The organism is Lentiprolixibacter aurantiacus (genome assembly GCF_026241225.1).
GTDB lineage: Bacteria > Bacteroidota > Bacteroidia > Flavobacteriales > Flavobacteriaceae > Lentiprolixibacter > Lentiprolixibacter aurantiacus.
Genome location: NZ_JAPFQP010000004.1, coordinates 335,174 through 347,541, shown reverse-complemented (window position 1 = coordinate 347,541; position 12,368 = coordinate 335,174). Strand labels below are relative to the sequence as shown.

The window sequence follows — 12,368 nt, the reverse complement described above, 5'->3', positions numbered from 1 at the left end:
CAACATATATCCCCCGGGAACTTTAAAAAGCCCTACCTTTGCAGCTCATTTAATTTTCAGATATGCAAGAAGGAATTTACGCCAAGTTCAATACCAGCAAAGGAGAGATTCTGGTTAAGCTTACCCATGACAAAACACCCGGTACAGTTGGGAATTTTGTAGCCCTTGCCGAGGGAAAGATGAAAAATACTGCCAAGTCCGAAGGGACTCCCTATTATGACGGTTTAACCTTTCACCGGGTAATTGCCGATTTTATGATCCAGGGAGGTTGCCCGCTGGGTACGGGAACGGGAGACCCCGGATACAAATTCGATGACGAGTTCCACGCGGAATTAAAACATTCCGGACCTGGTGTGTTGTCTATGGCTAATGCAGGACCTGGGACTAACGGAAGCCAGTTTTTTATCACTCATGTGGCGACACCCTGGCTGGATAATAAGCACACAGTCTTCGGTCATGTTACCCATGGGCAGGAAGTTGTGGATGCCATTGAACAGGGCGATAGCATAGAAAGCCTGGAAATTGTGCGGGTTGGCAAGGAGGCCGAATCCTGGGATGCCGAGCAGGCATTCAGGACTTTTGAAAGCTCTAAAATAGAACGACTTGCAAAAGAGAAGAAAGAAGCTGAAGAGGCCCTGGAAAGAATTTCTCAGGGGTTCGAGAAAACAGATAGCGGCCTTCGGTTCAAGATCCTGGAAGAAGGTGACGGCCCAAGTGCTGAAAAGGGTAAAACCGTTTCAGTTCATTATGAAGGATCTCTGCTTAACGGCCAGGTTTTCGATTCTTCTTTCCAAAGGAATCAACCTATAAGCTTTCAACTGGGTGTGGGCCAGGTGATACCGGGCTGGGATGAAGGAATCCAGTTGCTGAAGGTTGGAGACAAGGCCCGACTCGTAATCCCATCAGAGCTGGCATACGGAGCAGCAGGGGCAGGCGGGGTAATCCCTCCCAATGCAACGCTGCTTTTTGACGTGGAGTTGGTGGAGGTTAAATAGAAAACCACTTAAGGCAATTTACAACCTATTTAAGTTGGCGGTAGCTGATTGCCAGTAAAAGCATATTAAGAGCTACCAGACCGATCAAAACACCGAAAAATACATTCATAATAATTGTTTTTAGATCCTTATTTGCCCTTTTTAATTAGATAACAGCCAGAACTGCTTATACCCTACCGGTTAATTGTTAAAATACCCTGTTTCATTTCGAAGCAGGGTATTTTATTAATTACCGGCCCTAAGAAGGCGTAATTCCGGGGGGTATGGGATTGTTTAGATAATTTGGTGTTCCCTACATTTATTACATGGAAACCGAAGCATCAGATCCTATTAAATAGGCTATTGAAAAATCCTGGAAGATCGGGCCTGCTTTATACTAGTTTTTTGCCCATTATGTACATCGGTCTTTCGGATTCTACCAGGCCGGGAAAACTGAGTTGCTTTTCTCCCGTTATGTTGAAACCATTCTGCTTGTAGAATTCTATAGCTTTTCCTTTTTGCATGCTTTCCAGCCAAATGTAGTTCTTGTAATATTTCCTGCACAGCCGTTCCACAAACCCTAGTGCATAGGTCCCAACGCCCTGTCCGCTGAATTCCTTTAGTAGGTAAATCCTTTCCAGGAAGAGGCAATCTGAAATAGAGGCCAAAGGCATGGCTTTATTCAGCACTATTTTGAGAATGCCGGCAGGGCTGCCCGTAACATATATGAGGAACAGCAGGCAATCGGGATCTTCCCATTCTTTTTTTACGGCACGTTTATGGAAGCTTTTTTCAAAATAGGGGCTGGGGTCCCGTTCTTTCCATAGATGAAGGTAGTGTTGTGAATACGATTTACGCCCTACCCGGATATAGGTTTCGTAATGCTCCGGCCCAACCGGGATAATTTTAATCCGGTGGTTATCCATTGCAAATTATTTTTATTTCCATTTGATATTACACCCAATACTGGGCTTTTGCTTTTCGCTCACCTTTTCTCCATTTAGCAGCTGATCCAATGCGGAGCGAAGGTCCGAGCCGCTAACAGGAATTCCGTTACCAGGTCTGGAATCATCGAGTTGACCCCGGTATACCAGGGACAGGTTACTGTCAAAAAGATAAAAATCCGGCGTGCAGGCCGCATCATAAGACCGCGCCACTTCCTGGGTTTCGTCATACAGGTAGGGAAAGGGGTATCCCAGGCGTTGTGCCGTTTTTTTCATCAGATCAGGGGAGTCCTGAGGATAGTTGACGACATCATTGCTCGATATGGCTGCAAATCCGATCCCCTGAGCCTGATATATCCGGGCCAGGGTAACCAGTTGTTCATTGACGTGAATTACAAACGGACAATGGTTGCATATGAACATTATCACGGTACCCTGTGATCCCTTAATTTCCTCCAGGGATAGGATATTATCCGTAACAGTGTCAATCAGCTTAAAATCAGGTGCCTTGGTCCCTAGGGGTAGCATGTTGCTGGGGGTACGAGCCATTTTCTATTTTTTGAATGAGCAGCAATTGTAAAGTTAGTGGTATTTTTATTAAAAAGGGGGGATGCCCCTGGCTTGATCCCCGTACTAAAACGTTCCATCTAATTGAGGAAGTTCATTTATCAGATAGCGAGAATATTCATGAGGACTGCACTGCACTGCTATTTTGGCAGGATTAATTTGCATGGGCTGGATGGTATCCCCGAAAAGGGACCTTTAATGTTTTTGCCCAATCATCAAAATGCACTGCTCGATGCTCTTCTAATTGCCGTTAACTGCCGGAGAAAGCCATATTTTTTGACCCGATCAGATGTATTTTCGAACAGGCTCTTTCGCTCCCTTTTTTCATTCTTTCATATGTTACCTGTCTATCGGATAAGAGATGGGAGGCATACCCTTAGCAGGAATGAAGCAATATTTCAAAAATGTGCCGAGTTGCTGTGCCAGGGGGAGGCTGTAGTAATATTCCCGGAGGCGAACCATCATCTGGACCGACGCGTACGTCCCCTGAGCAAAGGATTTACCCGTATCCTCTTCCAGGCTGTGGAACTGTGCAACGGACAGGAAATATTCCTGCTTCCGGTGGGGGTTAATTACCTCAGGGCAGCACAATTTCCGGATCTTACTTCTCTGTACTATGGCAGGGCTTTTCCTTTGTTGCCACTTTATGATGCCCGGGACCCGCGTAATTCGGTATTTCGGATCAGGAATGAAGTAAGTCAGCAATTGCAGACCCTTACCACGCATGTGCCTGAAGATAAAAAATACGAACAATTTATTGCTTATCTGATTTCAAGGGGAATTGATTTCCAGGATCCTGAAAAGGCAAATCAGGCAATTGCCGGCTTCACGGAGAATATGGTCGATTTCCCAGATGAGATGGTAAAAAAAAGGCGTACGGGAATACTCAGGCTTATTTTTTACCTGTTCAATTTCCCATTGGTGATCCCGTGGTTTTGGATAAAGAACCGATTGGTTCCCGAGCCGGAGTTTAACAGTACATTTCGGTTTGCCTATGCCCTTATGATATATCCTTTAGTATATCTGATTTGCTTTTTCCTTATCAGTTCCCTTTGGGGATATGCACAGGCTTTGACCCTGATCGCTTTGCATTTCGGTGTCAATCAGGTCTATATAAAAGTTGTGAGGGAGAACTGAAAGTGTTAGGAATTATACCTCGGAAATCATATTCTTCCCGGAATACATGTATTCCATAACATTTTATGCATAAGAGAAAACGGTCTCCTGTATAGAAGACCGTCAACTTTTTTTTGTGCTAGGCGATTAAATATCGTCGAAATCCAGATCCGTAAAATTCTCGGGGGATTTCATCTCTCCATTGGATTTTACGTCTTCCTTCTTAAAATCTTTCTGATGTCTTTCAGAAATTACCTCAAGGCCCTTTTCATCAATGATATAATCCATCATTTCCTCCATGATTTCCCGGAAAGCCTCGAAATCTTCCTTGTAGAGGTAGATCTTGTGTTTTTTATAGTGAAATGAACCGTCTTCGTGGGTGAATTTTTTGCTTTCCGTTATAGTGAGGTAATAGTCTCCGGCTTTTGTGCTTCTGACATCGAAAAAGTATGTGCGTCTGCCTGCTCTTAGGACTTTGGAGTGAATTTCTTCCTGATCCATGATTTCTTTATCACTCATTTCGGGTTGTTCTGGTTAGTATTTTCAATCTTGATCAGCTCAAAAATGTAAAAAAAAAGCGTATTCAGCAACTTTTTCTATGTTTCTTTCTCTGATAACTGGTGCATGTAAAGCTCTTTGTAATAACCCTCCTGTTCTACTAACAGATCGTGCGTTCCTTCCTGTAAAATCTGTCCGTCTTCAAGCACTATGATCCTATCTGCGTTTTTGGCCGATGATACCCGGTGGCTCACAATAAATGTGGTCCGGTTCCTTGAGGCCTTTTTCAGGTTGCTGAGGATTTCTTCTTCTGTTTCCGTATCTACCGCAGAAAGGCAGTCGTCAAAAAGGTATATTTCCGGGTCCCTTAAAAGTGCACGGGCTATTGAAACCCGCTGCTTTTGCCCTCCACTCAGGGTAATACCCCTTTCTCCAAGTACGGTATCATAGGTTTTCGAAAACCCCATGATATTGTTGTGCACAACGGCCTTTTTAGCAACATCTATCAGTTCTTCCTCACTGGCTTCTTCTTTTCCGAACTTGATATTGTTCCTTATGGAGTCCGAGAACAGGAATGCATCCTGCGGAACCGTCCCTATGGACGATCTCAGGTCCTTGAGGTTTAATTGCCTGATGGGTACACCGTCTATGCGTATTTCTCCTGAAGTGGTGTCATAAAGGCGTGTGATAAGTTCGAGAACGGTAGATTTTCCCGATCCGGTCTTACCCAGGATAGCGACGGTTTCTCCGGCATTTACACGGAAGGAAACTTCCTTGAGTGCTTCAATGTTGGTGTCTGAATAGGTGAATGAAACCTTGTCAAATTCAACCTGTCCCTGAATTGGGGTATGCCCTTCAACCTCATTCTGGATTTCCGGTTCAATTTTCAGGAATTCGTTAATTCTTTTCTGGGAGGCCTCAGCCCGCTGAACAATCGAGGTCAGCCATCCTACAATGGCTACAGGCCAGGTAAGCATGTTTACGTACAGGATAAACTCGGCGATGATCCCAAAAGTGGCTATTTCCCCGCTGAGGTATTGTTGTCCGCCCACATAGATCACACACAGGTTGGAGATCCCAATGAGCAAAATCATCAGGGGGAAGAACCACGCATTCACCTTGGCCAGATCCATGCTCTTGTCTTTTCCTTCGTGTGCAAGGGTGCCCATTTCCCCATTCAATTGTGGTTCCAGGTTATATGCCTTGATTACGGATACACCGGAAAAGGATTCCTGTGCAAAGGTCGATAGCCTGGACAGGAACTCCTGTACCACCGTGCTCCTCTTATGAATTATCCGACTGATCTGATAAATGAGTATGGAGAGGACAGGTAGTGGCACCAGGGCATAGAAAGCAATGGTTGGGGCTTTGATGAACATTAGTGGTATTAGGCATACAAATAGTGTAAGCGTCTGTATCCCATACATGATGGCCGGCCCGGCATACATGCGAACCTGGGTAACATCTTCACTTATGCGATTCATCAGGTCACCCGTACGATTTCTTTTATAAAAATCCAGGTTGAGAACCTGATAATGGTCGTAAACCTCATTTTTCAGATCGAATTCGATATAGCGGGAAACATTGATGATGGTTTGCCTCATCAGGAAGGTGAAAAATCCGGATAAGAGTGCGGCGCCCACAATTATAAGTATATATTCGAGCAACAGGTTGCGGGCAGCAGATTCGGCTATTTCCCCACGGATGAATTGCTCAACTACCTCAATAGAGTTTTTTACATAAGAGGGCATAACCAATTGGAAAACCCTGGCAATGATGGTGATAATTATCCCAATAAACAATTTGAGCCCGTATTTGCGGAAATATTTATTGAGGTGCTTGAGTTCTTTCATCTGAGTTTGGCAGGAGTGGACCGCTATCCCGGCAAATATAGGTGTTAGTTCCGGAACCAAGTGTTAGAAAAGTGATAAGAATATTGTGATGCAAAATACAATCCATTCGGGCAGGATTGTTATTTTTGTCGCTGATAACAGCAAACAGGCTAAAGTTCTTTTCACATGCTAACAAGAAGGCAATTGCGCATCAAGGTTATGCAATGCATATATGCATTAATCCAGTCTAAGGACGATTCTCTGGAAAAACAGCAGAAGTTCCTTAAGGTAAGCATAGACAATACCTTTACACTTTACCTTTTGCTTATAAGTGTTTTTCGCGAATTGCATGCCCTGGCTAAACGGCATGTGGAGCACACTTCAAAGAAATACCTGGCTGCTGAGAGTCCTTATCCCAACTCCAAGAAATTCCTGGAAAATCAATTGTTACAACAAATTGTTGATAATGAGCTTTTTGAAAAGGAATTAAAAAAGCGAAAGCTTAACCTGTGGTACCTGCATGAAGACTATATCAGCCTGCTCTACAAAGACATTGAGGGCAGTGATTTATACCAGGAATACATGCAGACTGAAGGGAGCTCTTACGAGCAGGACAGGGAATTTTTGATTGCTTTGTACAGGCAACTGATAGCTCCTAATGATAAGGTATATGAACTATTGGAGGACGATAAGCTGACCTGGGTTGACGATATCCCATTGGTGAACACCTTTATAGTAAAGAAGCTCAGGAAGATGACTCCTGATGAGCCCAAATCCTATTTACTCCCCAGATTGTTGAAGGATTCAGATGATTTGGATTTTGCAAGGGATTTACTGGCCAAAACCCTGCTGCACAACTCAGCTTTTGAAAAGGAAATTGTAGATAAGACCCCTAATTGGGATAAGGACCGAATAGCAGAAATAGATGCCATCCTGCTTAAAATGGCTATATGCGAGTTGCTTCACTTTGCATCGATTCCTGAGCGGGTGACTTTAAACGAGTATCTGGAAATTGCCAAAGAGTATTCCACACCCAAAAGCAGCATCTTTATAAACGGTGTTTTGGATAAACTGGTCAGGGAATACAAGGCTGCCGGAAAACTCAAAAAAACAGGTAGGGGCTTGTTGTAAGCAAATATTCCGTAATTTTGCCCAAAATTTAATCGCTTCACATAATGAAAAGAATTCTTTTATCGATCAGCCTTGTGGCTGCACTGACCCTGGTTTCATGTAAAGAAAAAGCATCTGAAAAAATCAATGCTTCAAACGTAGAAGTTGCTGCAGAAAGGGACGCCGTTTCCAAAAATCTGCCTGTGATGTCATTTGACAAAGCAGAACACGATTTCGGTGTCATTGAGCAGGGTGCTCCTCAGGAAACCGTATTTACATTTACCAATACAGGTAATGCTCCATTGATCATTACCAATGCCACCAGCAGCTGTGGTTGTACTGTTCCTGAATATCCAAAGAATACACCCATTGAACCCGGGCAATCCGGAGAAATGCTGGTAAGATTCAATGGTTCCGGACAAAATCAGGTTACCAAGACCATTACGGTTTCGGCCAACACTGCAAAAGGTTCTGAAATGCTCAGAATCAAAGCTTTTGTAACCCCTAAGAGCAGTACGTCGGCATCAACCCTCGGTCCTGTAAAATAAAACAACCCATAAATACCAGACAATGGAAGGTTTAGGACAATTTCTGCCCTTATTACTCATTTTTGTGGTGGCTTATTTTTTTATGATTCGCCCTCAGGTAAAACGTCAGAAAGAAGAAAAGAAGTTTGCGGAAGCCCTCAAAAAGGGTGATAAGATCATCACCAAGAGTGGTCTTCATGGCAAGGTGGTAGAGGTTAATGACAAAGATTTTTCCTGTGTTATTGAAACGATGGCTGGAAAGTTAAAATTTGATCGTTCCGCTATTTCGTTGGAGATGAGCAAGAAATTAAACCCACCCAAGGCGAAGTAAAATTGGCATTACAACAAATATAAACACCGGCCTGAGCCGGTGTTTTTTGTTTTCTAATATTATTAACGGTAGTGATCGTTCAGGCCTTTACCCTGCAGGATCATGGGAAAGATTTTCTCAATGCGTGAATGTTTGGTTTTTTCCTGCCTGGCGCTGTTAATATACTCGCAATACTCACGCTGCCTCCCTTGAGTGAGGCTTTCAAAGGCCTTTTTTAGCCTGGGGTCTTTGAGTGCGGTCTGCAGAAGCATGGGGATTTCAACCTCCTTTTTGCGTTCCGGGCTTAACTTCAGGCCTTTCTTCTGGTTGGCTATGGCTTCCTCTACATAGCTCAAAACAGCAGTGGTGTCGATGCCTTCATTCCTGGAAAACCTCCACTGCCTCATGGCTCTGGTCTTTTCCTGCTGTGCATTTTGGAGCACACCCAGTGGGTCAGAAAGAAACACGCCGTTGAAGAACCATATTCCAAAATGGTTTTTAAAGCCCATGACACCCAGAACATTTTTGTTGTTAAGGGAATATACCGGGGCACCCCATTTTAATTGTTCTTCCAGTTCCGTTTTAAGGATAATCTCCCGCAATTGCTGCAGCCCTTTTTGAAAAGGGTGTTCACGGGAATAGTAGGCTTCAATTTTATCCGAGCTCATGATAAGGAGCTTCTTTCAGCGGTAAGTTCACAAATCTTTACAATAGTAGCCACAGCTTTTTCCATGCTCTCCACGGGCACGTATTCGTACTTTCCGTGGAAATTATGCCCGCCTGCAAAAATATTTGGGCAGGGAAGGCCCATATAACTCAGCTGAGAACCGTCGGTACCGCCGCGGATAGGTTTTATAATTGGCGTTATGCCCAATGACTTCATGGCCGCTTTGGCAATCTCCACAATATGCATAACCGGGGTTACTTTTTCTTTCATGTTGAAATACTGATCCTCAATTTTGACTGAAAGGTAGCCGGGGTTTTGCTTATTGATTTCCTCAACCAAATGGGCCACATGTTGTTTGCGCGATTCAAACCGTTCCCTGTCGTGATCGCGAATGATCATTTCCAGGCTGGCATCTTCAATGCTTCCCTTAATTTTATGGATATGGAAAAACCCCTCTCTGCCCGATGTGCGTTCGGGAACTTCCTGCCTGGGTAGACCTGACATGAAATCCTGCAGCAGGCCAATGGCATTTACCATTTTGTCTTTGGCATAACCCGGGTGTACACTTTTACCTTTGGCTGTAACTACTGCACTGGCGGCATTGAAGTTTTCATATTCGAGTTCCCCGATCTGGCTGCCATCCATGGTATAGGCCCAGTCGGCCCCAAATTTTTCCACATCAAAATGGTGGGCTCCCCTTCCGATTTCCTCGTCCGGCGTAAAGCCAACGCGGATTTTACCATGTTTGATCTGGGGGTTTTGGATCAGGTACTCCATGGCCGTCATAATCTCAGCGATACCTGCCTTATCGTCTGCACCCAGTAAAGTGGTTCCATCAGTTACAATAAGAGTCTGTCCCTTATACAGGTTGAGGTCTTCAAAGTCATCCGGGGACAGGTGTATATTCTTTTCCTTATTCAGGACTATATCTTCTCCATTGTAGTTTTCGATTATGCGGGGGTTGACATTGGTTCCTGAAAAATCAGGGGTGGTATCAAAGTGCGAGACGAATCCAATAGTCGGGATGTCCTCAGTTGTATTGGCCGGCAGGGTGGCCATTATGTAGGCTTTGTCATCGATCGTTACATCCTGCATTCCAATTTCTTTGAGTTCAGTAACCAGCTTATGAGCCAGGTCCCATTGTTTTTTGGTGCTCGGTGTGCTGTTAGAGTAAGGATCGCTCTGGGTATCAATTTTCACATAGCTGAGGAAGCGTTCAACAAGATTATCCATATCCTTCTATTTTGGATAAATGTACTGCTAATTTGGAAGTATTCTTGTAACTTGGTAGAAAGATCAGGTTATGCAATTCCGGGTTTTTGGTTTGGTTTGTGTTGTGCTGCTTATCCCGAAGTTACATTTCGGACAGATGCAGGATTGCACCCTGGGTATTGGGAATAAGGATACTGAGGTAATTTACCAGGTTTTTAAGCTCAGTGGAGAGCAGCAGGTTGTGGCAGAGGCACTGGCCGCGGAGTACCAGAAAAATTCACGCCTTATACAGGAAGAAGTGGACCTGCTTTTCGAATCACATCCACAAGCAACCCCGGAGGACCTGCAAAAGATGGCTAAAAAATTCGATTCCCTCAAAGTAGCTCTAACTACAATGTCCAGAACCTTTGATCAGAAACTGGTGGGGATATTTAATGAGAAGCAATACGAGGTGTATTTGCAGCTATGCAATGAGGTGATGCGTAAACCTCTGGTGCCTTACCGGGATTAACAAAAAAACTTGTCAAAAAATTTCGTTCAGGATGCCCTGTTTAATTGATGTGTCCGCATGTAAGTTTGTATTTTTGCATAAACGAGCTTAACTTCATGTACAAGTCCCTCATCCGGCCATTATTGTTCCTGTTTGACCCGGAACGCGTTCACTACTTTTCCTTTGCCGCAATCAGATTATTATCCTGGCTGGGGCTCTCGCCCCTGATACGAAGGATATACCTCATAGAGGATAAACGACTGGAGCGGGATCTTTTTGGACTTAAGTTTAAGAATCCGGTTGGACTGGCAGCCGGGTTTGACAAGGATGCCAAGTTGTACAATGAATTATCCGATTTTGGATTCGGGTTCATCGAAATCGGTACACTAACTCCAAAACCTCAGGAAGGAAATCCAAAAAAGAGGTTATTTAGATTGAAAGCCGATAAAGCGATAATCAATCGTATGGGTTTCAACAACCAGGGTGTTTACAGTGCCGTGGAGCGCCTGGAGAAACCCCATCGCGTGCTCATAGGAGGGAATATTGGCAAGAATAAAATTACCTCAAATGAGGAAGCGATTGAGGATTACCTGATTTGCCTGCAAGCCCTTTTTGACCATGTGGACTATTTTGTGGTTAATGTAAGCTCTCCAAATACCCCGGGACTCAGGGAACTTCAGGATAAAGAGCCACTTACCAAATTATTGATCGCCCTTAAAAAGGAAAATAAAGCGCTTGCAGATTCAAGGAAGACGGGTGAAAAGCCCATATTGCTGAAAATTGCACCCGACCTGAATGAAGCCCAGCTTCTTGATATCATTGCCATTGTCCAATCGTCCCAAATTGATGGGGTCATTGCCACCAATACCACCATTGAGCGGAAAGGTTTAAATTCAGATGTGCAATTAACAGAAGAGTCAGGTGGTTTAAGTGGAAAGCCGCTCACCAATCGCAGTACGGAAGTGATCCGCTTCCTGACGGAAAAAAGCAGGAATGCTTTCCCAATTATTGGAGTGGGGGGCATCCATAGTCCGGAAGATGCCCTGGAAAAGCTTGAGGCCGGGGCAAGCCTGGTACAACTTTGGACAGGTTTTGTTTATGAAGGGCCTGGCTTAATCAAAAAAATAAATAAGGCGATCTTACAAAAGAAATTGGACTAAAATCAGGGGTGATACCTACTTTTTTCTTTACCAGCCCATTCTGTTTTATAAGTAGTATTTTTGAGGAAAGGTGGTTTTTTAGCTTATGTCCGATAAGGTTAAAATTATAGAATGCCCAAGGGATGCCATGCAGGGGATCAGGGCCTTTATCCCTACAGCGGAGAAGGTCAGATACCTTCAGGCATTGCTCAACTGCGGTTTCCATACCCTGGATTTTGGAAGCTTCGTTTCCCCCAAAGCCATACCCCAGATGGCAGATACCGCCCGGGTTTTGGAAGGACTGGACCTGAGTAAAACAAATACCCGTTTGCTGGCCATTGTGGCCAACCTCAGGGGTGCTGAAGATGCTTGCAAACACTCAGAAATACAGTACCTGGGTTATCCCTTTTCTATTTCAGAGAACTTCCAGATGCGGAATACCCATAAGACCATAACCCAGTCTGTGGAAATTTTGAAGTCTATCCTGGAACTGGGAGCTAAAACTAACAAGGAGGTAGTTACCTATATTTCCATGGGCTTTGGCAACCCCTACGGGGACCCATGGAGTGTGGAGGTAGTAGGGGAGTGGACCGAAAAACTGGCCTCTATGGGCGTAAAAATCCTGTCGCTATCCGATACCATTGGAACCTCCAAACCTGAAGTGATCCACAAGCTGTTCCATGAATTGATCCAGATGTATCCCAATATTGAATTTGGGGCCCACCTGCATACCACCCCTGCCACCTGGTACGAAAAGGTGAACGCTGCCTATAAGGGTGGATGCCGTCGTTTCGATGGCGCCATACAGGGGTTTGGCGGCTGTCCTATGGCTAAAGATGAACTCACCGGCAATATGCCCACAGAGAAAATGCTCTCCTATTTTACCAGCCAAAAGGTTGAGACCGGTGTTAACTGGATGGCCTTTGAGGCGGCATTCAATAAGGCCAAGGACCTTTTTGGACAATATGCTTAATGCAAGTTA

General features: G+C 44.4%; 14 protein-coding genes. 8 read left to right on the top strand and 6 right to left on the bottom strand.

Going from position 1 to position 12,368, the window contains the following annotated elements; genetic code table 11:
• Nucleotides 1–62 precede the first annotated feature (62 nt).
• Nucleotides 63–995 carry a peptidylprolyl isomerase gene (locus tag OO016_RS12920; protein WP_266014763.1) on the top strand — a complete coding sequence of 311 codons (933 nt, stop codon included), beginning with the start codon at nt 63–65 and terminating at the stop codon, nt 993–995.
• A 371-nt stretch (nt 996–1,366) separates the two neighbouring features.
• Here the strand turns inward: OO016_RS12920 and OO016_RS12915 are convergent, their stop codons facing one another.
• Nucleotides 1,367–1,900, bottom strand: a complete 534-nt coding sequence (locus OO016_RS12915) for a GNAT family N-acetyltransferase (protein ID WP_266014760.1) — start codon at nt 1,898–1,900, stop codon at nt 1,367–1,369.
• A gap of 12 nt (nt 1,901–1,912) precedes the next feature.
• Nucleotides 1,913–2,467: a thioredoxin family protein gene (locus tag OO016_RS12910; RefSeq protein ID WP_266014758.1), complete on the bottom strand. Its 555-nt coding sequence runs from the start codon at nt 2,465–2,467 to the stop codon at nt 1,913–1,915.
• A gap of 138 nt (nt 2,468–2,605) precedes the next feature.
• On the opposite strand from OO016_RS12910, the gene OO016_RS12905 reads away from it, so the two are divergent.
• On the top strand, nt 2,606–3,622 hold the full coding sequence (locus OO016_RS12905; RefSeq protein WP_266014756.1) for a lysophospholipid acyltransferase family protein: 1,017 nt from the start codon (nt 2,606–2,608) through the stop codon (nt 3,620–3,622).
• Nucleotides 3,623–3,748: 126 nt separating this feature from the next.
• Here OO016_RS12905 and OO016_RS12900 read toward each other — a convergent pair whose 3' ends face one another.
• Both OO016_RS12900 and OO016_RS12895 read right to left on the bottom strand, forming a co-directional pair.
• A complete protein-coding gene (locus OO016_RS12900; RefSeq protein ID WP_266014754.1) occupies nt 3,749–4,120 on the bottom strand; it encodes a PUR family DNA/RNA-binding protein in 372 nt (123 codons plus the stop codon).
• Between the two features lie 77 nt (nt 4,121–4,197).
• A complete protein-coding gene (locus OO016_RS12895; protein ID WP_266014752.1) occupies nt 4,198–5,952 on the bottom strand; it encodes an ABC transporter ATP-binding protein in 1,755 nt (584 codons plus the stop codon).
• A gap of 165 nt (nt 5,953–6,117) precedes the next feature.
• On the opposite strand from OO016_RS12895, the gene OO016_RS12890 reads away from it, so the two are divergent.
• Genes OO016_RS12890 through yajC form a run of 3 tightly spaced genes read left to right on the top strand, consistent with a single transcriptional unit; the run spans nt 6,118 to nt 7,899 of the window.
• On the top strand, nt 6,118–7,062 hold the full coding sequence (locus OO016_RS12890; RefSeq protein WP_266014750.1) for a transcription antitermination protein NusB: 945 nt from the start codon (nt 6,118–6,120) through the stop codon (nt 7,060–7,062).
• Between the two features lie 44 nt (nt 7,063–7,106).
• On the top strand, nt 7,107–7,589 hold the full coding sequence (locus OO016_RS12885) for a DUF1573 domain-containing protein (RefSeq protein ID WP_266014748.1): 483 nt from the start codon (nt 7,107–7,109) through the stop codon (nt 7,587–7,589).
• Nucleotides 7,590–7,611: 22 nt separating this feature from the next.
• Nucleotides 7,612–7,899, top strand: coding sequence for a preprotein translocase subunit YajC (gene yajC, locus OO016_RS12880; protein ID WP_266014746.1), 288 nt, complete (start codon nt 7,612–7,614; stop codon nt 7,897–7,899).
• Between the two features lie 62 nt (nt 7,900–7,961).
• On the opposite strand, the gene OO016_RS12875 is transcribed toward yajC, so the two are convergent.
• Nucleotides 7,962–8,546 carry a YdeI/OmpD-associated family protein gene (locus OO016_RS12875; protein WP_266014744.1) on the bottom strand — a complete coding sequence of 195 codons (585 nt, stop codon included), beginning with the start codon at nt 8,544–8,546 and terminating at the stop codon, nt 7,962–7,964.
• Nucleotides 8,543–9,778: a peptidase T gene (gene pepT, locus OO016_RS12870; protein WP_266014742.1), complete on the bottom strand. Its 1,236-nt coding sequence runs from the start codon at nt 9,776–9,778 to the stop codon at nt 8,543–8,545. The genes OO016_RS12875 and pepT overlap by 4 nt, the downstream gene beginning before the upstream one ends.
• A gap of 70 nt (nt 9,779–9,848) precedes the next feature.
• On the opposite strand from pepT, the gene OO016_RS12865 reads away from it, so the two are divergent.
• The 3 genes from OO016_RS12865 to OO016_RS12855 all read left to right on the top strand — a co-directional run bounded on the left by OO016_RS12865 (nt 9,849) and on the right by OO016_RS12855 (nt 12,359).
• Nucleotides 9,849–10,268 carry a hypothetical protein gene (locus OO016_RS12865; protein WP_266014740.1) on the top strand — a complete coding sequence of 140 codons (420 nt, stop codon included), beginning with the start codon at nt 9,849–9,851 and terminating at the stop codon, nt 10,266–10,268.
• 95 nt (nt 10,269–10,363) lie between these two features.
• Entirely contained in the window at nt 10,364–11,407 is a 1,044-nt protein-coding gene (locus OO016_RS12860) for a quinone-dependent dihydroorotate dehydrogenase (protein WP_266014738.1), read from the top strand.
• Between the two features lie 85 nt (nt 11,408–11,492).
• Nucleotides 11,493–12,359, top strand: coding sequence for a hydroxymethylglutaryl-CoA lyase (locus OO016_RS12855; RefSeq protein WP_266014736.1), 867 nt, complete (start codon nt 11,493–11,495; stop codon nt 12,357–12,359).
• Nucleotides 12,360–12,368: the final 9 nt, after the last annotated feature.